This window comes from Microbacterium sp. MPKO10, from assembly GCF_026107415.2.
Classification (GTDB): Bacteria; Actinomycetota; Actinomycetes; order Actinomycetales; family Microbacteriaceae; genus Paramicrobacterium.
Window position 1 is genome coordinate 1 of record NZ_JAPCHX010000003.1, and the last position, 26,271, is coordinate 26,271.

Below are 26,271 nucleotides of genomic sequence, written 5' to 3' on the forward strand. Positions count from 1 at the left end.
CGGATGCTGTCGGGCGCGCAGCCCGACAGCATCCGCCGTCTCTGCTTAGTTCGCGGTCTGACGCGCGATCCACGCCTCGACCTCGTCGGCCGTGCGCGGAATCGCCGCTGACAGGTTGACGGCGCCGTCGCTGGTGACGAGGATGTCGTCTTCGATGCGCACGCCGATGCCGCGCAACTCCTCGGGGACGGTGAGGTCGTCTGGCTGGAAGTACAGCCCCGGCTCGATGGTGAAGACCATGCCCTCTGACACCTCGCCATCGTGGTACATCTCGCGGCGAGCCTGCGCGCAGTCGTGCACGTCAAGACCGAGGTGGTGGCTCGTCCCGTGCACCATGTACCGACGGTGGAACTGGTTCTCTGGGCGCAGCGACTCCTCGGCGGACACGGGGAGCAGGCCCCACTCTGCCGTCTTCTCGGCGATGACGCGCATGGCCTCAGCGTGCACGTCACGGAAGATGATGCCAGGGCGCACGATGGCGAAGGCAGCATCCGCCGCCTCGCGCACGGCCTCGTAGACGCGGCGCTGCACGGGGGAGAAGGTACCGTTCACGGGAAGCGTGCGCGTGATATCTGCCGTGTACAGGCTGTCGAGCTCGACGCCGGCGTCCATCAGCATGAGATCTCCGGGAACGACAGGGCCGTCATTGCGCGTCCAGTGCAGGCGGCATGCGTGCGGGCCAGCTGCCGCGATCGTGTCGTAGCCAACCGCATTGCCGTCGAGCCGCGCCCGCGTGTAGAAGACACCCTCGACGGCGCGCTCGCCGCGCGGCTCGCGGATGATCCGGGGGAAGTCCGCGATGACGTCGTCGAAGCCGCGCTGCGTGGCATGCACTGCTGACTGCAGCTCGGTGATCTCGTACTCGTCTTTGACAAGGCGCAGCTCAGACAGGAACGAGGCAAGCTCGCTGTCCTCGAGCGTCACGTCGTCGTCTGTCGGCGCGAATTCATCGATGTGCGCCGTCGCGATGTCGAGGTCAGACGCCACCTGGGCGAGCGACGGGCGCGGACCGATCCAGAACTCGCCGATCGCCGGGTTCGCATAGAACTCGCTCGAGCTGCGGTCGGCGCGCTCACGGAAGTACAGAGTCGTGTCGTGGCCGGATGCTGTCGGCTCGAAGACCAGCACCGAATCCGGTTCAGAATCTGAGCCCCACCCGGTCAGATGTGAGAAGGCGGAGTGCGCGCGGAACGGGAAATCACAGTCGTTCGAGCGGACCGCGAGCGAACCGGCTTTCACGACGAGTCGTGTTCCGGGAAAACGCGCGGAGACCCGGTCACGGCGTCGGCGAGCGAACGCGGCGGCTGCTCTGGCCGGGGGAAGCTGGTCGTCGCGGTCGGCCCACTGCGAGCCGATGTAGTCCTGGAAAGCGGTGCTCGACGGCGTCGTCGACCGATTCGCTGTCCCCGTGACCTCGTCGCTTGTGGCGGTTGTCTGTGTGGAGGGTGAGGTGGAGGTATCCATACCTGCCATTGTCTCACCGCTCGCTGAGCGACGGGCGGGTATCGCGTTGCCGTGGTCCGGCTGACCGCACGTGATGCTCTCCGGCGACGTGAGCCTCGCCGTACGAACATTCGCGCGGGTGGAGCTGCGCAGATCGCGGACGCCGACCCGTCTGGGGCGCCAGCTGCGTTCAGGAGTCGGCCCGCGGGTGGAGTTGCGCGATGATCGGGCGGTGGTCGCTTCCAGACCCATCGAGCTCCGTGACGACGCGGAACCCCGAGACCGTCCACGCATTCGTGGCCATGACGTGGTCGATCGGCGTCCCCAGCAGGGCGGGCCAGGCCGTGGACCACGTTCCGACGGCCCCGGAGCCGGCCTGGGACGCGGCGTCTGAACAGCGTCCGAGGGTGCCGTCGCCTTCGCCGAGCCCTGCCATGTGATCGACCGTGGCGTTGAAGTCTCCCGCCATGATCACGTTGTCCGTCGCACACTGCGCGGCGATCCATGAGAGATCGGCGCGCCAATTGTCCATCTGCGACGATGTGGGAGCCACAGCGTGCACGGCGACGATGCGCGGGCCGTCCCCGTTCACCGGATCGAGCACGACGGAGGGCAGCACCGCAGTGTTCTGCGCACGGTCGGCGTTCGTCGACACCTGATGGTAGTCACCGAGGTCAGGGCTCACGAGAACCGTTGTCGACCGCGCTTTGGCCACGTCGTCGAACGCGACGGTGTGCACCCACATCGGGTGGCCGGCCTCGCGCATCGCGACGGCGATGTCGATGCCCGCCTGCTTCGTCGTCTCGGGAAGCGTGACGATATCGGCGTCCGCGTCGGCGGCGAGCTGCGCAATCATGTCGGCGCCGGGTTCATCGCCGAGCGTGTTCCAGCTCAGCACCGTGACGTCCTCGTCGCTGGTCTCCACCGTCGTATTGGTGTCGAGACCACGCAGGGACACGATCACGGCGTTAGTGGCGGCGAAGAGCAGAAACAGTAGGGCCAGGGAACCGGCGAATCCCCGCAACGGCTTCGCAAGACACAGGACGAGAAAAGCGATGGCGGCGGCCACGGCCCCAAGCCCGATCACGGTTCTCAGCGCGACGGCCTGGGCGATGACCCAGGTGGTCTCCAAGCCGGCGAGCTGCGGCCAGGCGAGAATGACGAGACCGACAAGGGCCGCAAGGGTGATGAGCGCGCCGAGAAACCTCCACATGGCGGGCCACATTACCGAGTCTCTTCTGAGAGATTCCCCGGCGCTGACCATAGGATGCGGGTATGACCTTTGTGCTGCGCGGGCCCGCTGATCTTCACACGCACTCGGCGGTCTCCGACGGCACGCAGAGCCCCCGCGAGCTTGTCTCCGCCGCCGCACGTGCGGGAATCGCGACGCTCGCGCTCACCGATCATGACTCGACGGCGGGCTGGGAGGAAGCGAGCAGCGCGGCGCGTGAGACCGGCATCGCCCTGATTCCGGGCATGGAGCTCAGCACACGACATGGTCACCGTAGCGTCCATCTGCTGGCCTACCTCGTCGACCCGGATAACCGCGCGCTGCTCGACGAGACAGCGCGCATCAGAGAGTCACGCCTCACACGTGCCGAGCGCATCGTCGAGAACCTGTCCGCCGACTTCCTGATCTCGTGGGACGACGTGCGTGATCAGGCGCAGCCCGGCGCGACGATCGGCCGTCCGCACATCGCCGACGCGCTCGTCGCGCGCGGAATCGTCACCGACCGGTCGGCGGCGTTCGACGGCATCCTGCACCCCTCGCGCGGATACGTGTTTCCGCATTACGCCCCTGATCCGGTGACTGCCGTCGCTCTGGTGCGCGCTGCCGGGGGAGTGCCCGTCCTTGCGCACCCGGCGACCACCGGTCGAAGCGGGATGCTGAGTGAGACATCGATTCGCGCGCTCGTGGACGCGGGACTGTTTGGTCTGGAGATCGAGCACCGCGAGAACACGCCGGAGGGCAAGGCGACGCTGCGGGCGTACGCACGCCGCTACGGGCTCGTCTCGACAGGCTCTAGCGACTATCACGGGGCGGGAAAGCCCAACGCGCTCGCTGAGAACACGACGGATCCGGAGGTTGTGGCGCAGATCGTCGACGCGGCGACGGGCTGGTCGCCCGTTCGGGCCTGACAGGAACGGGTGCAGTTCCGCTTTACTCGGTCGGAGTGGATGCCGTACGACGACGGCGACGCCGGCGGCGAGGCCCGCTGTTGCCGTCCTTGTGCTCGGGGCCGTGGCCGTCGTGGACGCCAGCGGCTTCAGTCGACGCCGATTCTGAGCGGGGCTTCTGCGCGCGCTCGCCATCCGGCCTCGCGTCAGTGCGTCGGCGCGTGCGGTTGCGCTTGCGCGGCTCAGAGCGCGAGGTGCGCTCGCTCGGCGCGATCTCTGGGCGCTTTGCGATCACTCGACCCTTCGTCCCCTCGGGAATGTCGAGATCCGTGTAGAGATGCGGGCTGGACGAGTACGTCTCAACTGGCTCTGGCTGGTTCAGCTCGAGGGCACGGTTGATGAGCGTCCACTTGTGCATGTCTGCCCAGTCGACGAAGGTGACGGCGATGCCGGTCTTGCCCGCGCGTCCCGTGCGTCCCGCACGGTGCAGGTACGTTTCGTGGTCGTCGGGGATCGTGTGATTGATCACGTGCGTGACATCATTGACGTCGATGCCGCGAGCCGCGACGTCCGTGGCGATCATGATGTCTTTCTTGCCGGCCTTGAACGCCGTCATGGCGCGCTCACGCTGCTCCTGGTTGAGGTCGCCGTGCACGGCAACTGCGGGGAATCCGCGATCTCTCAGCTCTTCGACGAGCTTCGCCGCTGCGCGCTTCGTGCGCATGAAGATGATGGTCTTGCCGCGTCCCTCAGCCTGCAGAATACGGGCGATGGTCTCATCCTTGTCGAGCGCGTGCGCGCGGTAGACGAGGTGCTTGATGTTCGCCTGCGTGATCCCCTCGTCTGGCGCGGCCGCGCGAATGTGAATCGGCCGGGTCATGAAGCGGCGGGCGAGCGCGACGATCGGTGCGGGCATCGTGGCCGAGAACAGCATCGTGTGCCGTGTCGTGGGGGCCATGGAGAACAGCTTCTCGATATCGGCGAGGAAGCCCAGGTCGAGCATCTTGTCTGCCTCATCGAGAACCATCTCGCGGACGCCGGACAGCGAGAGGACCCGCTTGTTCATGAGGTCGATGAGGCGACCGGGCGTGCCGACGACGACCTGCGCGCCGTTCTTCAGCTGCTCGATCTGCCCGTCGTAGGACTTGCCGCCGTAGATGAGTGCGACCTCGACGTCGCGATTCACGGCTGCTGCCTCAAGGTCCGCGGCCACCTGCGTCGCCAGTTCGCGTGTCGGGACGACGATGAGTGCCTTCACGCCGTGTTCCGGCTGCGTGCCGATGCGCTGCAGAAGAGGGAGGCCGAAGCCGAGCGTCTTACCCGTTCCGGTCTTGGCCTGACCGATGATGTCCTGCCCCGTGAGCGCGAGCGGAATCGTCTGCTCCTGAATGGGGAAGGGATCGAGGATGTTCTTGCGTGCGAGAGCGTCGGCCATGTCATTGTCGACGCCGAGTTCTGAAAATGTCACGAGGTGATGTATGCCTTGTCCGTGCTGAAAATGGTCTACGCCTGTCTTCATTCACGTCCGGCGTAGTGAGCCGATCCGATGCCGTGCCCACACCGAGCTTAGCCCAGTGAGCATCACGTAAGCTGGGCGGGTGCAATTCAGGTTCAGGAGACGACGCTCCCCAGGGGAACTTCCGCGGCTGCGCGGTCGCGGAGAATCGGCGGCCATCCGAGTCGAGTTCACCGACCTCCACCCCGACACGAGCACATACCTCGGGCAGTCGGCGTACCTGCAGCTGAGCGTGTTCGAGATGCTCTCGACGCTCAGCGCAGCCATGGATGACCTGGTCTTCTCACCTGGCGTCGCCCAAGCGGCAGCCGTCGCGCTGCGCAAGCACACGGCGCTGACCGATGAGATTCGCCGCAGGGAAGAGGACCCGGCGACCGCGATGGCGCAGCCGAAGGACGCCGTGCAGGTATTCCGCTCGCAGACCGAGGGTGGCTCCCTCGAGCAGCGCGTGCTGTCCGTCTACGTGACAGCCGGGCTTCTGGACGACCTGTTTCTTGGTCTCGCATCGAGCCTGCCGCCCGACACATCACGGCGCATCACGGCGATCCTCGCCGAAGACAACAGGCGTGATGTGCTTCGCCAGTATCTGCAGGCGCAGATTCAAGCCGACCCTGGAATCTCCTCGGTGCTGGCCCTGTGGGGCAGGCGGCTTGTCGGTGACACGCTGCTTCTCGCCCATACCGTCGTGCCCGACGAGAATGGGGCGTCAGACGAGCGCGTCGAGCCGGTGTTCACCGAGCTGATCGCGGCGCATACGCGGCGCATGGACGCTCTGGGCCTCACGGCGTAGTTGATCGCCTCACGGAATGACTGCAGCCACACGGTCGGGCAGCCTGTCCCGTACCGACCCAGTATCGACGTATCGACCGGGCAGTAACCCTGCCAACCGAGAGGATAGCCTCCGCAACGTGGGCGGAGGGCTCCCACTTCTGCGGAAGTGACTAGGCGCCGAGCGCCGTCAGCATGGCAGCATCCCGTGAATTGCGGACGGCGCCGATCAGAAGGTCGAGGCCGACAGAGATGACGACGCTCGCGGCAATCGAGACCACCCAGATCCAGCCGCCGTCCCACGCCCAGCCGAGCCAGGTCAGTCCGAGCCAGACCACCGCTGACGCGATCGTCCCAATGGCGGGAACGAGCATGCTTCCATGCTGCGTGCGCCACGGCAGGGCATAGCGGGCGGCAAGTCCGGCAGCGACGCCGAAGAGCATGACGAAGAGCAGTTCCATGCTGAAAGCCTATGCGACGAAGCCGACGCGGCGTGACTCTTCGTTGCCGAGCTCGACGTACGCGACGCCCTCGGTGGGGATCACAAAGACATTGCCCTTATCGTCGGCGAGTTCGAAGAACGGTGCTTTGTCGCTGAGCGCGGTGCCGATCGTCTTCTTGACGTCGTCGATCGCCGCGTCAGTCGAGAAGTTGATCTCGCGGGGGCTGTTGGTGATGCCGATGCGGATGTCCACGTGTGTGTCCCTTTCCTCTTGCTCTATGCCCACACTACGGCACGGCGCGGGCGCCGGGAGAGCCGTCGATACCGCCATCAGCGAACACGTCGGCACACCTGCCGTGTCGGTGCCGGGCTGTAGCGTATTCGATGTGACCCAGACGACGTTCGCCCCGGCCTCAGACGAGGGAATGACGCCGGATGCGCTCGAACTCGACGTTGCTCAGAAAGCCGTCGTCGAGGCGCCGGATGGCATGCACGTGGCGGTCACTGGGGCGCCCGGAACGGGAAAGACGACTACGCTCGTTGAGCTGCTCGCCAATCGGGTGCAGAACCGCGGCTATGATCCTGATGCGGTGCTCGCTCTCGTGCCCTCGCGACTCGCTGCAAACCGTCTGCGCGACAGGCTCGCTCTGCGCATCGGCCTGCCGACGAGTGGCCCCCTGGCGCGCACCGTGAACAGTGCCGCATTCCAGATCGTCCAATCGGCGACGCCGACGGGAACGGAACAGGTGAGACTGCTTACCGGAGCGGAGCAGGACCACATTCTCGCCGAGATCCTCGCCGGGCACGTGCTCGATCGCTCAGGGCCGACGTGGCCCGACGCACTCGGCCCCGATGTGCGGGCTCTGCAGGGCTTCCGCACCGAGCTGCGTGAGCTGATGATGCGCTGCGTCGAGAACGGCACAAGCACCGACGAGCTTCGGCGTCTCGCCAGGGCACACGAGCGCCCGGAGTGGTCGGCCGCAGCCGACGTCATCGACGAGTACGGCATTATCGTCGACAGCTACGCCACCGCCTTCCGTGACTCGTCTGAGCTGCTCGCCGAGGCCGTGCAGCGCCTCTCTGAGGGAGCAGACATCGACAGGCTGCGTCTTGTCGCCGTCGACGATCTTCAGGAGTTCGGGCCCGGCGCTCTGCGCCTGCTGCGCGCTCTGGCGGCGCGCGGCGTCGACATCGTCGCCTTCGGGGACCCTGATGTTGCGGTGTCGACATTCCGCGGCTCTGATGTCGGCGCCATCGGCCAGTTGGGCTCCCGGATCGGCGCGCCGGCGACCGAGCACACGCTCACCACCGCGTATCGGGGCGGGCGCAGCATCCGGGCGCTTGTCAGCTCGGTCTCGCAGCGCATCGGCGTTGCGGGAGGAATCGAGCACCGGCGCGCTGATGCCACGGCCGACGACCCGCGTGGCGAGCCGCCGATCGTGCGGATCGAAGCCACGTCTCCCGCCGCCGAGTACCGGCAGATCGCGCGCGTGCTGCGTGAACATCATCTGTTCCGTGACGTTCCCTGGTCGCGCATGTCGGTGATCGTGCGCTCGGGGGCACTGGTTCCGGCCGTCTCGAAGGCGCTTGCGCTCGCCGAGGTGCCGACGAAGACCCCCGTCGGGTCGTTGAGCATTCGAGATGCCTTGGCGTCGCGGCAACTGCTCGATGCCGCCGCGCTGGCGACCGGCACCATTGAGCCGACGATCGAGCTCGTCGAATCTCTGATGACCGGTCCGGTAGGCGGCCTCGACACCGTGGCACTGCGCCGCCTCAAGCGCGAGCTGCGTCACGAAGATATCGCCGGAGGCGGCACATCGACGCCCGGGGAGTTACTCGTCGACGCGGTCGGGCACCCCAACGGCTTCGCATCGATCGACAGCGCGTCGGCCAGGCGAGCGGGGCGCTTCGCCGCATCCCTCGCCCGCGCTCGAGAGACGGCGGCCGTCGGCGGAAGCATCGAGGAAGTGCTCTGGTCGCTCTGGTCGGGAAGCGGACTTGCCGACAGCTGGGGTTCGGCAGCACTTGGAACGGGACTTGCCGCTGACGAGGCGAACCGCAACCTGGATGCTGTCATGGCGCTGTTTACGGCGGCGAAGCGGTACGTGGAGCGCAATCCGGAGGATCCCGCACAGGGGTTCCTGACCGAGGTGTTCTCTGCTGAGGTTCCCGAAGACTCCCTGACGCCTCAGGCATCGACGGATGCTGTCTGGGTCGGCACCCCGAACTCGGTGATCGGCACCGAGACGGACGTCGTCGTCGTCGCCCATCTGCAAGACGGTGCGTGGCCCAACCCGCAGCTTCGCGGTTCGCTGCTGTATCCGCAGCTGCTGAGTGCCGTCCTCGCGGGACTTCCCGTCGAGACGCTTGACGCTCGAGCCGACGTGCTGGCCGACGAGCTGCGCATGTTCGCGCTCTCGGTCTCGCGTGCGGCTGCCCAGGTCGTCGTGAGCGCCACCGTCAGCGATGACGAGCAGCCGAGCGTGTTCTTCCGGTTCCCCGCGATCGCGCAGGCACCCGTGCGCGATGCTGCCGAGGGGCAGCATCCGTTCACCCTGCGCGGCATCACGGGGCAGCTGCGGCGGATTGCAACGCACGGGGCGCGACCGGGTGACCGTGGGCAGGCAGCATCCGCACTCGCACGGCTGGCCGGGCAGGGAGTCGATGGAGCCGATCCCGCCGACTGGTACGGAATGGCCGAGCCCTCCACGACGGAGCCACTCGTCGACCTCACGGATCCCGATGCGCACGTGCGGGTCTCACCCTCGAAGCTCGAGACGTTCGAGAAGTCTCCGCTCGTGTGGTTCATCGACTCGATGGCGGCGCGTCCGTCAGGCGTCATCGCCGGTATGGGCACGGTGATCCACTCGGCCATGGAGAACGCGGGGACGCTGCCGGCGGAGGAACAGACGGACGACCGCCTCAGCGCCGAGTCGCTGTGGGCCGACGTCGACAGGCGCTGGGCCGAGCTGCGTTTCGATGCTCCCTGGATTGCCGGGGCGCAGAAGAGGAAAGCGCGGGAGCTCGTCGCTGCGCTCTCCGAGTATCTTCTCGACGCCAAGCGCTCGGGTTCGACGGTGATCAGCGCCGAGGGGCGCTTCGAGCTGCAGATCGGGCAGGTGACTCTCAGCGGGATCATCGACCGGGTAGAGAAGCTGCCGGACGGCCGCGTCAGGATCGTCGACCTCAAAACCGGGCGCTCTCGCCCGTCCGCGGCCGAGATCCCCGAGAATGCCCAGCTCAGCGCGTATCAACTGGCGCTCGGGCAGGGTGCGATCGAGGGTGCAGACGGCGCAGAGAACGGGGGAGCGGCATTGCTGTTCGTCTCGGACGGAGTGAAAGGGCGTTCGTATCGCCTGATGGTGCAGGAGCCCTCAGACGATGCAGCGCGAAGCGCCTTCATTGAGCGGCTCGCCGCAGCGGGAGAGGGAATGGCCGCCGCCACGTTCCCCGGCGCCGTCGACCTCGGTGAACGCGACCCCGCCTCCGGGTTCGCGTACCGCATCCATCTGATTGAGGCGGTGTCGGAATGAGCGGAATCAGCGCGCGTGAGATCGCGACGAGACTCGGCCTGCCGAACCCGACGGACGAGCAGGTGGCCGTCATCGAGGCGCCGCTGGAGCCGGCGCTCGTCGTCGCGGGAGCCGGCAGCGGCAAGACCGAGACGATGGCGAATCGCATCGTGTGGCTTCTGGCGAACGAGCACATCACCGTGTCGCAGGTGCTGGGGCTCACATTCACCCGCAAGGCCGCCGGCGAACTCGCGACGCGCGTGCGCGAGCGAATCTCGCAGCTGCACGGAGACGAAGACGCCGGAGACGTTCTCGAGACCCCCACCGTGTCGACGTACAACGCTTTCGCCGCTGCGCTTTTCCGCGAATACGGTCGACTCATTGGCCGGGAGCCAGATGTGACAGTGATCAGCGCAGCATCCGCGTGGTCTCTGGCCCGCGAGATCATCGTCACGAGCGACGACGAGAGACTCGCTGACATCGACAAGAGCGTCGACGACATCACCTCGGCCGTCGTGCGCGTCGCCCATGCGCTGAGCGACAATGACGTCACCGAGCGCATTGGCGAGATTGATCACCTGGCCGATGAATTCACAACGCTCGCGGAACTGCCGATCAACGATGACACGAGCCGCAAGCGCGTGCCAGATAAGACGCTCATGACGGCCTGCGGAGACGTTGCTGCCCTGCCCGTCCTGCTGGAGCATGCGCATCGCTTCCACGAGCAGAAGCGTGTCCGCGGGTTTATCGAGTTCAGCGACCAGGTGGCGCTCGCCCTGCGCATTACGCGCACGATCGACCGGGTGGCAGAGGAGTACCGGGACCGATTCCGGATCGTGATCCTCGACGAGTACCAGGACACGTCGGTCGCGCAGACAGAGCTGCTCTCTCGCCTCTTCGCCGGTCACGGAGTGATGGCAGTCGGCGATCCGAACCAGTCGATTTACGGCTGGCGCGGCGCCAGCGCCTCGAATCTGGCCCGGTTCGGCGCCGACTTCGCCGGTACGCGCGCCTACTCGCTGTCGACGAGCTGGCGCAACGCGGAATCCATCCTCGATGCGGCGAACACGCTCGTCTCCGCATTGCCGACATTGCCGGACACTCCCGTGAAACGGCTGTCGCCCTCGCCCGAGGCGCCGGCAGGAACCGTCGAGATCCGGTATCCGGAGACCATCGACGATGAGGCGAACGATGTGGCCGCGTGGCTCGAGGAGCAGCTGCGTGAAGCGGGAACCTCGGCTGCTCTTCTCTGCCGTTCGCTGAAGACCGTCCGCCCGTTCACCGAGGCGCTGGAGCGTCGCGGCGTTCCCTATCACGTGCTCGGCCTGGCAGGGCTTCTCGAGCAGCCCGTCGTCGTCGACCTCATCTGTGCTCTGCGGGTGCTCGACGATCCGACGGCCGGTTCCGAGCTGATCAGACTCCTCACGGGCGCTCGGTGGCGGGTCGGCACCAGGGACATCGCCGGTCTTCGGCAGACGGCGCGCTGGCTCGCTGACCGTGATCTGCACCAGCAGCGCGTTCCGGAGGAGACACGGCAACTGCTTCGGGAGTCCGTCGCCGATGACGACAGCGCGTCCCTCGTCGACGCTCTCGATTTTCTGGTGACCGCGCCGGACGATCATCGCGCACTTGAGGCGATCAGCGAGGCGGGCCGCTCCCGGATGCGCTCGTGCGGCACGATGATCGCCCGACTGCGCAGGCGGTCGGGGCTGGCCTTGAACGATCTCGTCAGCCTTGTCGTTCAAGAACTGCGCCTCGACATCGAGGTTGCGGCGAACGCGGCGAATCCTCTGGGACGCTCCAGCCTCGAGGCGTTCTCTGACCAGATCGCCGCGTACCTCAGCGTTGACGAGCGAGGTGCGCTCGGCCCGTTTCTCTCCTGGCTGGCCGAGGCGGAGAAGCTCGAAAACCTCAGCCCACGCACCGAAGATCCCGAGCCGGGAACCGTGCAGATCCTGACCATCCACGGTGCAAAGGGGCTGGAATGGGACAGCGTGGCCGTGCCCCGTCTCGTCGCGGGCGAACTGCCCGCTCAGCCGCGCAGCAAACGCGGCTGGACGGCCTTCGGCGAGCTGCCGTACGCGTTCCGCGGCGATCGGTTCGACCTGCCGGACCTTGCCTGGCGCGGTGCCGCCAACCAGCAGGACTTCGTGCGCGCCAACGCTGAGTTCGGCGCGGCCATCGAACGTCAGCACGCCGACGAGCAGCGTCGTCTCGCGTACGTCGCCGTGACGCGTGCCCGCGGAGCCCTTCTGGCTAGCGGCTCGTTCTGGGCGACGCAGAAGAAGCCACGGCCGCCGGGGGAGTTCCTTGCCGACATCCACCGTGCCGTGCCGTCTGCGATCGACGAACTGCCCGAGGCATCGCAGCTGGACGAGAACCCTCTTGCGATCGACGTCGAGCCCCTGCCGTGGCCGCGCGACCCGCTGGGTGCTCGGCGCGCACTGGTCTTGCACGCGGCACAGGCGGTGCGGGATGCCGACGCGGACGCCGCGACACCGTGGGACGACGAGATCAGCCTGCTGCTGGCCGAACGCGATCGTGCGCGGAACGCCGAGGCGGCCATCGCCCTGCCACAGCGTGTTCCCGCCTCGCGGTTCAAAGACTTCGTGACAGATCCGGATGCTGTCGCGACAGCGCTGCGCCGGCCAATGCCGGAGAAGCCCTACCGGCAGACACGCCTCGGGACGCTGTTCCACAGCTGGGTGGAGGAGCGCTCCGGCCTCTACGGCGGCGCGGAGACCCTGGACTCCGACCTCTTCGATATTGACGACGGCGAGGCGGGCACACTCGCTCCGGCCGAGCAGGCCGAGCTGGAGGAACTCGAGACCCTCAAGCGCACCTTCGAAGCATCACAATGGGCGAACGCGCAGCCCATCGACGTCGAGCGTGAGATCAATTTCGTGCTCGCCGACCGCATCATCATCTGCAAGCTCGACGCCGTGTATCGGACGGCTACGGGGTTTCAGATCGTCGACTGGAAGACAGGCAAGCCGCCGCGCACACCGGAAGAGCACGATGACCGACAGCTGCAGCTCGCGCTGTATCGAGCGGCTTACGCGCAGGCCGAGGGCATTGACCCGAGCACGATCGATGCTGTGCTCTACTATGTCGCCGATGATCTCATCATCAGACCCGATCACGTGTCGTCAGAGGACGAACTCCGATCGCGCTGGGAATCGTCGTTCTCACGAAGCTGAGAAACGTCGATAGGGCCGGTCTCCTGATCATCGGGGGACGCCGGCTCATCAGCATCCTCTGCCTCGGCGGTCTCGCCTGAGGTTCGGGCAAGCTCGCGTTCGAACTCCTCAGGATCGAAACTGTCGGTGTCCATCGAGATCGCCGATGACCCGGCGGATGCTGGTGCCTCGGGCGTGTTCTTCAGCATCTCCTGCACGTCGGCAACCGTCATCACGGGCCCAGGCGATGACGAAATCGGGGACATCAGGTTACCCAGGACGCTGTCGACGAGCCCGTCCAACATGGCAACGGCATCGTCGATGATCGCCTGATCATGCAGATCACGCCCATGCAAAAGCCAGCGGGCAAGCTCAAGTTCCGCATAAAGCATCGAGCGCTGCCTGATCATGGCGTCCGGGGTACGTGTGCTCGCGGCGACATAGGCCGCGAAGACGCTCTCAGCCGCTTCACCCGCGGCTGAGAGCCAGTGCAGATCGCGGGCAGGATCGGCAACGCGCAGCGATCCCCAGCCAATCATTCCCGTCACAATCGGACCGGCCGAGTGGTCGGTAATGAGGAAAGAATCGGCGGCGATCGAGCCGCCGATGACAGTGGGCTGGAATCGCCACAGTGCGTCATCTGCCGCGGCATCTGCCCACCGCTTGCGCACGGCGGCAGGCAGCAGTTTCGTTGACGCCGCACGCTCGATGATGTTGCGCGCTTCGGACCGGCTGTCGGAGGCACTCTGCACGGGAAGCCCGGCTTCTGCGACGAACGAGCCCGGAAGGGCATGGAGGGCAGCGAGTGCACCACCCATCGAGCTGGCGACGCCATCGCCCGCGGGAATCGCGTCGGCATCGACCTGATAGCCGGGAAGGTAGTCGTAGACGACGGCGCGTGTGTCTCCCGTGGGCGCCTGACCGAGCACGCGATGAACGTCGAAGGGGAGTCTGCTGCGGATACCGTCGCTCATCGCCTGCAGCACGAGAAGCTCCCGCGCCTGATCGGTCTCGGCCTGCTGGTTCGTCGGAATGCGCACGACGAAGCGCGTGTCGTCATCGGCAAGCAGCAGAGCCGAATCGTAGGAGCCGGTCTCACGGTGACCGAGCTCACCGCTGCCCACGAATGTCGTACCGGGAAGGGCCGACGTCGCGACCGCCGCTAGAGTGAGAGGAGACCTGGCCATGGCATCTAGGTTAGGTCGTGAACCCCGTCATGGCCCGTGCGCCACGCCCGTCCACACGTGAGGAGATGCGATGACCGCTTTGGGCCGACTGCCGCTGTCGCGCACAGGATTCGACCGTGACGGCAATGCGCGAGTCCGGCCCGGCTATCTCGAGACCATTCTCTCCGACCCGCGAACGCGAGCTGTTCACGTGCGCGGGCGAGACGTGGCACTTGATGGCGGGCATCTGGCACTTCGGCCGCTCGCCGAGGTCGAGAACGCACAGCACGCCGTGTTCCTCGGCACGTCAACGGCGGCGGAGCGCGGCATCGACGCGGGAACGCCCCTCGTTGCCGTCCCCGACGAGTCCGCGGCCACATGGGCGCCGCTGCGAGAGGTTGCCGCGGCACTGAGTGATCGCGACGCCGGGCTCGCGACAGCGGCTGTCGCGGTGATCGGTTGGCATGCAGCATCCGGATTCTGTTCACGCTGCGGAGAACGCACGATTATCGAGCACTCCGGCTGGATGCGTCGTTGCCCGCGCTGCGAGACCGAGCACTTTCCCCGCACCGATCCTGCCGTGATCGTGCGGGTCACGGATGCTCGTGACCGCATCCTGCTCGGCTCGAACGCCGCCTGGGAATCCGGGCGATACTCGCTGTTCGCCGGCTTTGTCGAGGCGGGCGAATCGTTGGAGGCCGCCGTCGTGCGCGAGGTTTTCGAGGAGGCAGGCGTTCGTGTCGCCGAACCGCGATACCTGGGGTCGCAGCCATGGCCGTTTCCGCGCTCGCTCATGCTCGGGTATGCGGCACAGATCGATGCCGATCAGCAGGCCGACCACACGCAGGCGGACGGCGAGGAGATTCTCGATGTGCGCTGGTTCACACGTGAGGAACTCGCTGATCCCGACAGTGGAATTCGGTTGCCGGGACGATCGTCGATTGCCCACGCGATCATCGAGCAGTGGTTGGTGGCTGAATGACCTCGAGTCTGCTTGACGGGCTCGATGACGACCAGCGCGTCGTCGCCGAGACCCTGCGCGGCCCCGTCTGCGTTCTGGCCGGTGCGGGGACGGGAAAGACCCGGGCAATTACACATCGCATCGCGCACGGCGTCGCCTCGGGAACCTATGCGTCGAATCGCGTGCTCGCGCTGACGTTCACCAATAGGGCGGCGGCCGAGCTGCGGGGGCGACTGCGCCAATTGGGCGCGGGGAACGTGCCGGCGCGGACTTTCCACTCGGCGGCCCTGAGTCAGCTGGGCTATTTCTGGCCTCAGGTGGTGGGCGGTGACATGCCGCGACTCATCGAGAGCAAAGGCCGGATCCTTGGCCACGCAGCAGAGAAGCTCTCGCTGCGGATCGACACGGCGACGCTGCGCGATCTCGCGGCTGAAATCGAGTGGCGAAAGGTGTCTGGTCGCAGCATCGAGCAGTACGCCGCGGCGAACCGTCCCCTGCCGGGGTCGCTCGATCTCGAGCAGACCGTCGACATGCTTCAGGCCTACGAAGACCTCAAAGACGAACGACGGCAGCTTGACTTCGAGGACGTGCTGCTGTCGTGCGCGGGCATGCTTGAGCAGGAGCCCCGGGTCGCCCTGCAGGTGCGCGAGCAGTACCGGTTCTTCGTCGTCGACGAGTATCAGGACGTGTCGCCGCTCCAGCAGCAGCTTCTCGACCTGTGGCTGGGCGATCGGCGCGAGCTCTGCGTGGTCGGCGATGCCAGCCAGACGATCTTCTCGTTCGCGGGCGCCAGCTCATCGTTCCTCCTCGGCTTCGCGTCGCGGTACGCGGGGGCACAGATCGTGCGGCTCGAACGCAACTACCGCTCGACACCTCCGATCGTCACGACGGCGAATCGTCTTATGCGCGACCGGCCTGGTGCATTGACTCTTCGGGCTGCCGGTTCCCACGACGACGAGGCGCCGATTGACCCCGATCTCGTCCGTTATCCCCACGACATGGCCGAGGCGCGTGGGATCGCGCAGTCGATTCTGTCGCGCATTGAGGCGGGAGCCCGGGCCGAGAGCATCGCCGTGCTGTATCGCGTCAACGCTCAATCGGCCGCGCTCGAGACCGCGCTGAGCGATGTCGGCGTGAGCTATCACGTCCGGGGATCCACCCGGTTCTTCGACAGGCCCGAGGTGAAACGCGCCGTGCTGGCACTGCGAGGAGCATCCGTCTCCGTCGCGGGGGAGCCGCTGTTCAAATCCGTGAGCGATGTGCTGCGCTCGCTGGGCTGGAGCCAGACTCCGCCCGAAGGCGAGGGCGCCGTTCGAGCATCCTGGGAATCGCTCAATGCGATCATGGGGCTCGTCGACCAGGCTCCGAAGGGGACGACGTTCCGCGCGTTCACAGACGAGTTGCTGGAACGGCAGGAAGCGCAGCACGAACCGACAATGCAGGCTGTCACGCTCGCGACCCTGCACTCGGCGAAAGGACTCGAATGGGACGAGGTGTACCTCCTGGGACTCTCTGAGGGTCTCGTCCCGATCAGCTATGCGCGGTCATTCGATCAGATCGACGAAGAGCGACGGCTGCTGTATGTCGGCATCACGAGAGCCAGACGGCGGCTGACCCTCACGTGGTCGGAATCCGGCCAGCGTCGGACGAGAGAGCGGTCGCGTTTTCTTCAAGAGATCGGCACCCGCACTCCGGATGCGGCCGGTGCACGACAACGCGCTGCGGGGCAGTCGGCGAGACAGTGATGCTCACGGCACGAGACGAGCGGCGCCCCTTGCGCTCGAACTCATGCAGCATCCTCGTAGCGACCGATGCGAGATCCTGAGCGAAATCTCCGCGATCCAGCAACGACGTCACGCCGAACAGCTGAGTCTCGATCGCCGTCCACGCGGGGTCATGGTCGGCTCGCTCGCGGTCGAGGCAATGCAGACAGGGGCCCTCACCGCCCAGCACGAACGGTCCCACGCGAGCTTCAGCGTCGGAGATCACGACGGGAAGATGGGGAATGTCGCGACTGAGCCAGCGCACGGACTGCGCCGGGTCGATGACGAAGTGCGCGACGATCACGGTGACGTCGGGCATCTCACCGTCAGGGATCGGCTCGACGGCGCGGGCGATCGCCTCAGCCGTTTCACCGCGGCCTTCGATGAGCACGCGCAGCGGCCGAGGCGCCGGCTGCGGTACGCGCAGAGCCGGCGCGAGCAGGTCAAGGAAGTCGTCGACATCGGTGGCGGTCAGCCCCTGATGTTCGGCCAGCACATCGAGCGCGTGACGGGGAACTCCGCGCCGTACCGCGTACAGCAGATGCTCGTGCGCGGGGGTGAGCTCAGCGACAACGCGCACATCGTCGACACCGAGTTGCACTGTCGTCGGCGTGCGCCACACGAGCGGATGCCGAGGATCGAGCTGAATGACCATGCTCGATATCGTGCCTCAAACCCGGCAGGTCCGGTCGAGGTTATCCACAGCCGTGCGGTCAAGGCACAGCGGGCGGGTCCTCTCGGGGGCTGTCGTCGTCCGACTCGCTCGGGTCACGCTGCGCATCGGCGGCCTCGTCCGATTCGCGCTCAGAGCGCAGGAGGTCTTCGAGAGCAACGTCGAATTCGTCGGGTTCGGGAGCTTCGCCGCGCTCGGCGGCTTCAAGACGCGCCACAAGTGCGGCCGGGTCGTCGATATCGGCCGAGGTCGGCACGAGATCCGGATGCTGCCAGAGAGAGTCGCGGGTAGACGCGCCGACGGCATCCGTCACCTTTGTCCACATCGCCGCAGCCTCACGGAGGCGCCGCGGCCGAAGCTCAAGCCCGACGAGTGTCGCGAATGCCTGCTCCGCCGGGCCGCCGGTTGCCCGACGTCGACGCACGGTTTCAGCGACAGATCCCGCTTTCGGCAGGCGAACCGTCGCCTCGGCAGTGACGACATCCACCCAGCCCTCAATGAGCGCCAGCGTCGTCTCCAGACGTTCAAGCGCTGCCAGCTGCTGGTCGGTCTTCGGCGGAATGAGCGAGCCGTTCGTCATGGCCTCGCGCAGTTCCTCGGGGTTCGACGGGTCGAAACCAGAGGCGAGTTCTTCGATGGCTTCCGTGTCGATGTGGATTCCGCGCGCGAACGCCGTGATCGACGAGATGAGGTGCAGACGCAGCCACCGGGCATGCCGGAAAAGCCGTGCGTGCGCGAGTTCTCGGACAGCAAGGTAGAGCTGCACTTGGTCGAGGGGAATGTCGAGACCCTCGCTGAACGCAGCCACATTCTGCGGCACGAGGGCCGCTTCGTCTTCGAGGAGGGGAATGCCGACATCGCCGCCGGATACCACCTCGGTCGACAGCTGCCCGACCACCTGGCCCAACTGCATCGCGAACATGGTGCCGCCGACGCCCTTGATCATGCGCGTGGCCTGGCCGATCATCTCCTGCATCTGCTCGGGCGCCTGCTCTTTGAGAACAGTCGTCAAGGCGTCGGAAATACTCGTCGCCACCGGCTCCGCCAGCTGTGTCCACAGAGGCATCGTCGCTTTGGACCATTCAGCGCGGCTCATGGTGCGCGGCGTGCTCGTCAGAGACGCGAACGACGTCACGTCGGCAAGCCAGAGCTCGGCGACATGGAATGCCTGGGCGAACTGCTCTCGCTCTGCCGGCGTGATGTTCTGCGCATCGTTCCGGCCAATCTGCACGGCCTGCTCCAGGGAGACATCCCAGTTGATGCCGCCCTCAGCGCTCTGCTGCTGCATGGCGCGTTGGAACTGCATCATCATGGCCTGCAGAGACGCGGGATCGCTCGGCAGCCCGGCGGCACCCGCGAGCTTGCTCGGATCGACTCCGGCATTACCCGAGAGGATCTCTCGGATCATGTCCTGAAAGTCGTCTTCGGGGTTCTTGTCCTCGTCTGGCACTTCAGCCACCTTTCAGCGAGAGACGGTGTTGTCGCTCTACGCTAGTGCCTGAAGCTTGAGGTTAGTCGTGGCCGCCGATGCTCTGCGTCCGCCCGTCGCGAACATCGTGGAGAAGGGACCAGTGTGACGCTGCACGGCGACGACGACATCGAGGCGAATGAGCCCGGACTTTTCCCACCTCCGGGTGGCCCTGATCGGCCCCGTCCCACACGAAAGACCGTGTTTGGCTGGTTCAGCCTCGCCGCGTCATTCGTCATTCTCGGCGTTCTCGCACTGGCTCCCGCGCCATATGTGATTCAGCAGCCCGGACCCGTCTTCAACGTGCTCGGCGAGACCGAGGGCGATGAGTCTGTGCCGCTCATCTCGATTGACGGGACCGAGACGTACGACGTGGGTAAGACCCTTGACATGCTGACGGTGAGCGTCGTCGGCAACCCGGAGCAGTCCCCGAACTGGTTCCAGATCGGCAAGGCCTGGTTCGATCGCAGTGAGGCCGTCGTTCCGATGTCGCTGTATTTTCCCGACGGAACCACGGCGGAAGAGCGCGATGAGCAGACGCAGGTCATGATGGTGAATTCGCAGCAGGATGCTGTCGCAGCGGCGCTGACAGAGCTCGACATCGATTTCACCTCGACGCTCATCGTCGGTGACATCGTCGAGGGCACTCCAGCCGACGGCGTGCTGAACGTTGGCGACGAGATCATCGAAGCAGATGGGGTCGGCGTCGATGATGTCACGGAGCTTCGCGACATCATCGCCGACCACGAGGCGGACGGGCCGATGTCGATCACAGTCATGCGCGACGGAGAGAAGATCGACGCCGAGGTGACCCCGACCGAGGTTGAATACACAGACGGCTCATCCGCCTTCGTCATCGGCGTCCAGACGACAGAGACCTACGAGTTCCCGTTCGATGTGTCGATCAAGCTCGATGACGTGGGCGGTCCGAGTGCCGGCATGATGTTCGCTCTGGGGATCATCGACAAGCTCACTCCCGGCCCGCTGGCCGGGGATGCCGCCGTTGCCGGAACCGGCACGATCGATGCCGAGGGAGATGTCGGGCCGATCGGCGGCATCAGACAGAAGCTGTACGGCGCTCGCCAAGCGGGGGCCGAGTACTTCCTCGCCCCGGCCGACAACTGTGACGAAGTGGTTGGTCATGTGCCCGACGGTCTCGACGTCTTCAAGGTAGCGACACTCGAGGACTCGCTCTCAGCGCTCGAGACGTTGAGCACCGGGGGTGACATTTCCTCACTTCCGTCGTGTTCGCCATGAGCATTGCCCTGCACAGGCAAAGCAAGGCAATTATCCGTAGGATTGTCAGTTAAACCCCGACACTGAAAAGGCCTATCGATGTCATCTGCCACGGCACGTTCCTCGAATGCCGGTCGAAAGAAGCGCGCACCACTCGCAATCACCCTCATCTCCGTCGGTGTGCTCGTCGTGCTGTTCTTCATCTTCTCGAGCTTCTATTCCGATTTCCTCTGGTTCCAGCAGCTCGGCTACACCCAGGTTCTGACGACACAGTGGATCGCCACGATCGTCATGTTCGTGATCGGATTCATCGCGATGGCGGTGCCGGTGTGGGGGGCTCTGCAGCTGGCCTATCGGCTGCGACCGGTGTACGCGAAGCTGAATTCGCAGCTCGACCGCTACCAAGAGCTCATCGAGCCGCTGCGCCGCCTCGGGATGTGGGGAATCCCGGCGCTTCTGGGGCTTTTCGCCGGATTCTCTGCCGCGACGAGCTGGCAGACGGTGCTGATGTGGCTTAACGCCACGCCGACGGGAAAAACCGATCCGCAGTTCGGCCTCGACGTGTCGTTCTACCTGTTCCAGCTCCCGTTCTACCGTGAGGTGCTCGCGTTCGCGTCGGCTGTCGTGCTTCTCGCGCTCATCTGCACGATTGCCGTGACCTTTTTGTACGGATCGATCCAGCTCATGGGCCGCGAGCTGCGTATTTCGAAAGCAGCGCGCATTCAGATCGCCGTCCTCGCGGGCGTCTATCTGGTCATCCAGGCCGTCAGCGTCTGGGTTGACCAGTATCTGACTCTGACCGAGACCGGCACCCTGATCACGGGAGCGAGCTACACCGATGTGCACGCGACGATCCCAACACGGGCCATCCTGGCCGGCATCGCGCTCTTTGTCGCCATCCTCTTCTTTGTGACCGCGTTCATCGGCCGTTGGCGCCTGCCCATCGTCGGGACCGCGCTTCTGCTCGTTTCTGCTCTGCTGATCGGCACCGCCTATCCGTGGGTGATCCAGCGCTTCCAGGTCGAGCCGAACGAGCGTGCTCTCGAACAGCCGTACATCGAGCGCAACATCGACATGACGCGTGACGCATTCGGCGTCTCCGACGTCAAGGAGGTCGAGTACGACGCGACAACGGATGCCGAGCCCGGGGCTCTGCGCTCGGACGCCGAGACGACAGCATCCATTCGCATCATCGACCCAGACTTGATCAGCGCAACCGTGACGCAGCTCGAGCGGTTCAAGACCTACTACAAGTTCCAGGAAGAGCTTGACGTCGACAGGTACACGATCGACGGTGAAGTACAGGATGCCGTTGTCGCGGTGCGCGAGATGAACCAATCTGGTGTGAAAGACGACCTGAGCTGGTTCAACAGCAGCCTTGTCTACACGCACGGCTACGGGCTGGTCGCCGCCTACGGCAACCAGCGCTCCAGCGACGGCGAGCCGGTGTTCATGCAGTCGGGCATCCCCTCGACGGGTGTGCTCGGTGATTTCGAGCCCCGCGTTTACTTCGGCGAGGATTCGCCCACCTACTCAATCGTCGGCGGTTCGACAGGCGGCAAGGACGTCGAGCTCGACTATCCGTCTGGCGAATCAGGCGAGACGTACACGACGTTTGACGGCGACGGCGGGCCGAAGCTCGACAATGTCTTCAACAAGCTCGTGTATGCGCTGAAGTTCCAGTCAGAGCAGATCTTCCTCTCGGACAACGTCACGGAGGACTCGCAGATTCTCTACGATCGCGACCCGCGCCAGCGCGTGCAGAAGGTGGCACCGTACCTGACGCTCGACTCCGACGTGTACCCGAGCGTCGTCGACGGACGAATTGTCTGGATCGTCGACGGATATACGACGTCGAACTCGTTCCCGTATTCGAAGACGACGAGCCTCAGCTCGGCGATCTCGAATGAGGACGGCAATCAGTCGTTCCTGCTCGATGACATCAACTACATGCGCAACTCGGTGAAGGCCACCGTCGATGCGTATGACGGTTCGGTCACCCTGTACGCATGGGATGATAAGGACCCGATCCTTCAGACGTGGCAGAAGATCTTCCCCTCGACGGTGAAGCCGATCTCTGAGATGGACGGCGATCTCCTGTCGCACGTGCGCTACCCCGAAGACCTCTTCAAGGTTCAGCGTGACGTCCTCCAGCGGTACCACGTGACGGATCCGAGCAAGTGGTACTCCGACTCAGATCTGTGGAAGACTCCGGCAGATCCGCAGGAGCAGGAGGGCAACAGCACACTTCAGCCGCCGTATTACCTCTCGATGCAGATGCCGGGTGACGATCACCCGTCGTACTCGTTGTACACGACGTTCATCCCGGGCGGTGGCGGCGCATCGAGTGTGCTCGCTGGATATCTGTCGGCGAACTCGAACGCGGGGAGTAAGGCGGGAACCGTTTCTGACAGCTACGGAACGCTCACCCTGCTGAGACTGCCGAAGGATACGACGGTTCCCGGTCCGGGGCAGGTGCAGAACTCGTTCAACTCGGATACCGAGGTCTCCAACCTCATCAATATTCTGAAACGTGGCCAGACCGAGGTGCTCAACGGCAACCTGCTCACGCTGCCCGTGGGTGGCGGTCTGCTCTACGTGCAGCCCGTCTACGTGAAGTCGACGGGTGAGACGAGCTATCCGCTGCTGCAGAAGGTGCTTGTCGCGTTCGGAGATAAGATCGCCTTCAAGGACACGCTCGACGAGGCGCTCGACGAGCTGTTCGGCGGCGATTCCGGTGCGGAAGCCGGTGACCAGGCAGCTGCAGACGGCAAGGACGACACTGAGACTCCGCCTGCCGACGACTCGGGTGATGAGTCGGGTGGCGACGAGTCAGGCGACAGCGAGACGCCGCCGGCGGACTCCGATCTCGCTGCTGCTCTCGAGGCCGCAAAGCAGGCAATGGCCGACAAGCAGGCAGCGATGGAGGCCGGTGATTGGGCAGCATACGGTGAGGCTGACGACCGCCTCAACGAAGCCATCCAGAAGGCTCTGGAGCTGCTCAACGGCTAACGGGTGACTCGGGCTGAAAAGCCTGCTCCGGATGCTGCCGGCCGACGCACTGCGTCGGCCGGCAGCATCCGTTTTCTGTCGTGTTTTCGCGGCGGCCGCCTCGATTTGGGGGAGTGCTTGGCCTCTGGTAGAGTCATTTCTTGTGCCGCGGGGTGGAGCAGTTCGGTAGCTCGCTGGGCTCATAACCCAGAGGTCGTAGGTTCAAATCCTGCCCCCGCAACCAAAAGCAGAATGCCCGGTCTCATGGAGACCGGGCATTTTGCATGTGGTCGAGCCTGTTCGGTGGCCGTTGCCCAGGTGTACCGTGGCTGGCATGAGCACACGTGACATTCTGAGCGATGCGGCGGCGAGGCCCCTGGCCGCGGCCGAGGGACTGCGTCCGGTACTTGATCGAGAAACGCTGAACGGCCATCCGGGCGGTCACGACAATTCGATTGCCTGGCTTCTCTGGCACACGGGGCGTGAAATCGATGCGCAGCTGGCCGGTCTCACTGGCGAATCCCAGATCTGGGAGACCGGAGAGTATGCACGTCGGACGGGGCTCGGCGATGCCGGCGGCCAGGTGGGGTACGGCCACACACCCGAGCAGGCTCGTGCCATTCGTGTGGATGACGCGGATGCTCTCTACGACTACCTCACGGAGGCGACAGACGCTCTGATCAACTACGTGAATACTCTGGGAGACGTCGAGCTTGACGAGGTCATCGATGAGAACTGGACCCCACCGGTGACGAGAGGCGCCCGGCTGGTCAGCATCATCGGCGACGCGCTGCAGCACGTGGGGCAGGCGGCCTACGCGGCAGGGTCGCTGAAGAACATAGCCGGGTGAAGACGCTCACACTCGTCACAAAGCGAGAGTGTCTCCACCCGGCGATGAGGTGGGGAACCACTCGATGCGGTCAATCAGGGGGTACCCGCTGCCTGGAGGAGGCGAGCCGTGTACGGATTGAGCTCGATCGGTGAGTCGTCCCCCACGATGACCGTGCCGCCGAGGTAGGCGAGCCGACCGCCGACCACATAATTAGGTTCGAGAGCGAAGCTCATGCCGGGAACGAGTTCCATATCGCCAGCCAGAGTCGGATGCGTGCTCTCTCTCGGGTAGACATCGGCACCGGGGATATGACTGTTTGCATACGAGGGGAAGCCACCCAACGCGATCGTCGGATTGAGACCATGAATTGACGGGCCGAACTCCCAACCGTCGCCTGCATTGAGCGGGACGCGCATCGCCTCGACGACCTCGCCGAATGTGCGGCCAGGGCGCAGCGTTCGTAGGCATTCGTCGTACGCGGCACGGGCGACGGCGGCAGCGCGTTGAAGATCCTCATGCGGCTTGCCGATCGTGATCGTCACCTGGTGCTGCGTGTGGTGCCCACCGGCGTTGCTGAAGACTTCGGCCGAGACGATGTCCCCGTCGCGCAGAATGCGCGGGGCTTGCGGGCGATATGACCACGAGGGGAGTCCGCGCGAGAGCGGATGTGCTCCCGACCAGAGGTGCATGGCGGCCGGCGTCGTCCCATGCCGATATCCCGCTGCCATACCTGCCGCATACACATCGCTCTCCGGGACACCGGCCGTCGCGGCGTCGACCATCGCCCGAGCCATCGCATCTCCGATCTCTGCTGATCTGCGCACGACGTCGATCTGCTCCTGGCCCATGGGCATAATGTGCCGTGAGAACGCGGGAGCGACAGGCGTGAACGTGATGTGGGGGAGCGCCGTGAGGATGCTGTCCCAGAGACGATAGGGCATGATCCCCTCCGGATGCCACGGGGGCGCCGGCTCCAGGCCGATGACCCCGACTGAGCTGCGCTCCAGGCCCAAACCGGTCAGAGTGTCGATGATCGAACGCGAGTCGCGCGATGCTCGAACATTCTCCGGTGGAAACCAGACGGCTTCGCCACGTCGCCGGGATTCGAGATGGTCTTTCGCGAACATTTCCATCGGGAACAGGCAGATCGGATCACCGTCACGGGGGACAATGACCGTTGTACCTGCGCGCGCGTTCGTCAACCACGTGTCGAATGCGAAGGGCGCGGGACCAGCATCCTCGTGCTCACCGTAGACGAGCAGCGCGTCAAGTCCCTCGCGCGTCATAAATGCTCGCGCACGTGCCCACCGGCGGTCACGCTCGGTCATCGAAAAGGTCGGGAGGTCAGGAGTAGTCATGTTGTCTCTTTCTGTCGTTACCACGGCAGCACACCGTCGCGGTCGCGGTACTCACCGGTGGGCCCTGGTGATGTGGTGGCGAGTGAGACGATTGCGTCTGTCCCCTCTGTCACGGATTGCGTTCCTTGATGGCCGTTGAGGTCAGTTGCCGTGAAACCTGGGTCGGCGAGATTGAAGCGAATGCCGGGTATCGAGCGGGCGTACTGGGTCGTGATCATGTTGAGCGCCGCCTTCGACATTGGATAGATCAGATGCGGGTAGGTCGATTCCTTTCTTAGCGGGTCGTTCGTGATGGTCTGCGAACCGGCGCCGCTCGAGACCATCACGACGCGTGGGTCGCGTGCAGATTTCAGCAGTGGAAGGAACGCGTGGGTGACGCGAACCGGGCCAAGCACATTGACTCGAAGCACGGGAATGAGATGCTGCGGGAGAGTTTCTGCCGGATCGATGATTTCTCCGGTGATGCCTGCATTGTTGATGAGTACGTCGAGCTGATGCTCCCTCTTGCTGAGGGTTTCTGCGGCTTCTGCCACAGATCGGTCGGAGGTCACGTCGAGCGTGATGAAGCGGATGTCTGAGCCATCGGCAGCGAGTTGTTCAGCTGCAGCACGGCCACGCGACTCGTCGCGGGCGCCGAGGTAGACGCGCCAGCCGAGTTCGCCAAGGCGGCGCGCGGTCTCGCGGCCCAGCCCTTTATTGGCACCGGTGATCAAGACGGTTGTGGATTCTGGATTAGTGCGCGGTTCTTCCATATCTCGACTCTGTTCCGAGACTGAGCACACATACAGGCGCGGATGAGCCTGGGAGTCTCGGTCCCAGGATGTTCTGCGCGAAAAGGAGGAGAA

Annotated in this window: 18 protein-coding genes and 1 tRNA gene; 10 read left to right on the forward strand and 9 right to left on the reverse strand. The window is 65.2% G+C overall.

Going from position 1 to position 26,271, the window contains the following annotated elements; genetic code table 11:
* Positions 1-45 precede the first annotated feature (45 nt).
* Both OK352_RS07515 and OK352_RS07520 read right to left on the reverse strand, forming a co-directional pair.
* Positions 46-1,464, reverse strand: coding sequence for an aminopeptidase P family protein (locus OK352_RS07515; protein ID WP_265140852.1), 1,419 nt, complete (start codon positions 1,462-1,464; stop codon positions 46-48).
* A gap of 169 nt (positions 1,465-1,633) precedes the next feature.
* Positions 1,634-2,668, reverse strand: a complete 1,035-nt coding sequence (locus tag OK352_RS07520; protein ID WP_265140853.1) for an endonuclease/exonuclease/phosphatase family protein — start codon at positions 2,666-2,668, stop codon at positions 1,634-1,636.
* Between the two features lie 50 nt (positions 2,669-2,718).
* Between OK352_RS07520 and OK352_RS07525 the strand changes: the two genes are divergently transcribed.
* Positions 2,719-3,582 carry a PHP domain-containing protein gene (locus tag OK352_RS07525; protein WP_265140854.1) on the forward strand — a complete coding sequence of 288 codons (864 nt, stop codon included), beginning with the start codon at positions 2,719-2,721 and terminating at the stop codon, positions 3,580-3,582.
* A 22-nt stretch (positions 3,583-3,604) separates the two neighbouring features.
* On the opposite strand, the gene OK352_RS07530 is transcribed toward OK352_RS07525, so the two are convergent.
* Positions 3,605-5,080 carry a DEAD/DEAH box helicase gene (locus OK352_RS07530; RefSeq protein WP_372338087.1) on the reverse strand — a complete coding sequence of 492 codons (1,476 nt, stop codon included), beginning with the start codon at positions 5,078-5,080 and terminating at the stop codon, positions 3,605-3,607.
* A 79-nt stretch (positions 5,081-5,159) separates the two neighbouring features.
* On the opposite strand from OK352_RS07530, the gene OK352_RS07535 reads away from it, so the two are divergent.
* Positions 5,160-5,867, forward strand: coding sequence for a ferritin-like domain-containing protein (locus OK352_RS07535; RefSeq protein WP_265140856.1), 708 nt, complete (start codon positions 5,160-5,162; stop codon positions 5,865-5,867).
* 151 nt (positions 5,868-6,018) lie between these two features.
* Here the strand turns inward: OK352_RS07535 and OK352_RS07540 are convergent, their stop codons facing one another.
* Together OK352_RS07540 and OK352_RS07545 are read right to left on the reverse strand one after the other, a co-directional pair.
* Positions 6,019-6,306: a hypothetical protein gene (locus tag OK352_RS07540; protein WP_265140857.1), complete on the reverse strand. Its 288-nt coding sequence runs from the start codon at positions 6,304-6,306 to the stop codon at positions 6,019-6,021.
* Positions 6,307-6,315: 9 nt separating this feature from the next.
* Positions 6,316-6,540, reverse strand: coding sequence for a DUF3107 domain-containing protein (locus tag OK352_RS07545; protein ID WP_265140858.1), 225 nt, complete (start codon positions 6,538-6,540; stop codon positions 6,316-6,318).
* A 133-nt stretch (positions 6,541-6,673) separates the two neighbouring features.
* On the opposite strand from OK352_RS07545, the gene OK352_RS07550 reads away from it, so the two are divergent.
* Both OK352_RS07550 and OK352_RS07555 read left to right on the forward strand, forming a co-directional pair.
* The gene (locus OK352_RS07550) at positions 6,674-9,820 is read left to right on the forward strand and encodes an ATP-dependent helicase (RefSeq protein WP_265140859.1); all 3,147 of its coding nucleotides are present in this window, start codon (positions 6,674-6,676) and stop codon (positions 9,818-9,820) included.
* Positions 9,817-12,999, forward strand: coding sequence for an ATP-dependent DNA helicase (locus OK352_RS07555; protein ID WP_265140860.1), 3,183 nt, complete (start codon positions 9,817-9,819; stop codon positions 12,997-12,999). The genes OK352_RS07550 and OK352_RS07555 overlap by 4 nt, the downstream gene beginning before the upstream one ends.
* Here the strand turns inward: OK352_RS07555 and OK352_RS07560 are convergent.
* Positions 12,939-14,165, reverse strand: coding sequence for a phosphotransferase (locus OK352_RS07560; RefSeq protein ID WP_265140861.1), 1,227 nt, complete (start codon positions 14,163-14,165; stop codon positions 12,939-12,941). The genes OK352_RS07555 and OK352_RS07560 overlap by 61 nt on opposite strands.
* A 70-nt stretch (positions 14,166-14,235) precedes the next feature.
* On the opposite strand from OK352_RS07560, the gene nudC reads away from it, so the two are divergent.
* Positions 14,236-15,126 (forward strand): NAD(+) diphosphatase, encoded by an 891-nt coding sequence (gene nudC, locus OK352_RS07565; RefSeq protein WP_265140862.1) that lies wholly within the window; start codon positions 14,236-14,238, stop codon positions 15,124-15,126.
* Complete coding sequence (locus OK352_RS07570) at positions 15,123-16,850, forward strand: ATP-dependent helicase (RefSeq protein ID WP_265140863.1); 1,728 nt, start codon at positions 15,123-15,125, stop codon at positions 16,848-16,850. Before nudC ends, OK352_RS07570 begins: the two co-directional genes overlap by 4 nt.
* 731 nt (positions 16,851-17,581) lie before the next feature.
* On the opposite strand, the gene OK352_RS07575 is transcribed toward OK352_RS07570, so the two are convergent.
* Positions 17,582-19,000, reverse strand: a complete 1,419-nt coding sequence (locus tag OK352_RS07575) for a zinc-dependent metalloprotease (RefSeq protein WP_265140864.1) — start codon at positions 18,998-19,000, stop codon at positions 17,582-17,584.
* Positions 19,001-19,114: 114 nt separating this feature from the next.
* Here OK352_RS07575 and OK352_RS07580 point away from each other — a divergent pair, with 114 nt between their 5' ends.
* The 4 genes from OK352_RS07580 (at position 19,115) to OK352_RS07595 (ending at position 24,086) form a co-directional block, all read left to right on the forward strand.
* Positions 19,115-20,266: a YlbL family protein gene (locus OK352_RS07580; RefSeq protein WP_306387783.1), complete on the forward strand. Its 1,152-nt coding sequence runs from the start codon at positions 19,115-19,117 to the stop codon at positions 20,264-20,266.
* Positions 20,267-20,344: 78 nt separating this feature from the next.
* Positions 20,345-23,257: a UPF0182 family membrane protein gene (locus OK352_RS07585; RefSeq protein ID WP_265140865.1), complete on the forward strand. Its 2,913-nt coding sequence runs from the start codon at positions 20,345-20,347 to the stop codon at positions 23,255-23,257.
* A 146-nt stretch (positions 23,258-23,403) separates the two neighbouring features.
* Positions 23,404-23,480, forward strand: a tRNA-Met gene (locus tag OK352_RS07590).
* Positions 23,481-23,570: 90 nt separating this feature from the next.
* A complete protein-coding gene (locus OK352_RS07595) occupies positions 23,571-24,086 on the forward strand; it encodes a mycothiol transferase (RefSeq protein WP_265140866.1) in 516 nt (171 codons plus the stop codon).
* 74 nt (positions 24,087-24,160) lie between these two features.
* Here OK352_RS07595 and OK352_RS07600 read toward each other — a convergent pair whose 3' ends face one another.
* Both OK352_RS07600 and OK352_RS07605 read right to left on the reverse strand, forming a co-directional pair.
* On the reverse strand, positions 24,161-25,426 hold the full coding sequence (locus OK352_RS07600; protein WP_265140867.1) for a M24 family metallopeptidase: 1,266 nt from the start codon (positions 25,424-25,426) through the stop codon (positions 24,161-24,163).
* 17 nt (positions 25,427-25,443) lie between these two features.
* Complete coding sequence (locus OK352_RS07605) at positions 25,444-26,178, reverse strand: SDR family NAD(P)-dependent oxidoreductase (RefSeq protein ID WP_265140868.1); 735 nt, start codon at positions 26,176-26,178, stop codon at positions 25,444-25,446.
* Positions 26,179-26,271 lie beyond the last annotated feature (93 nt).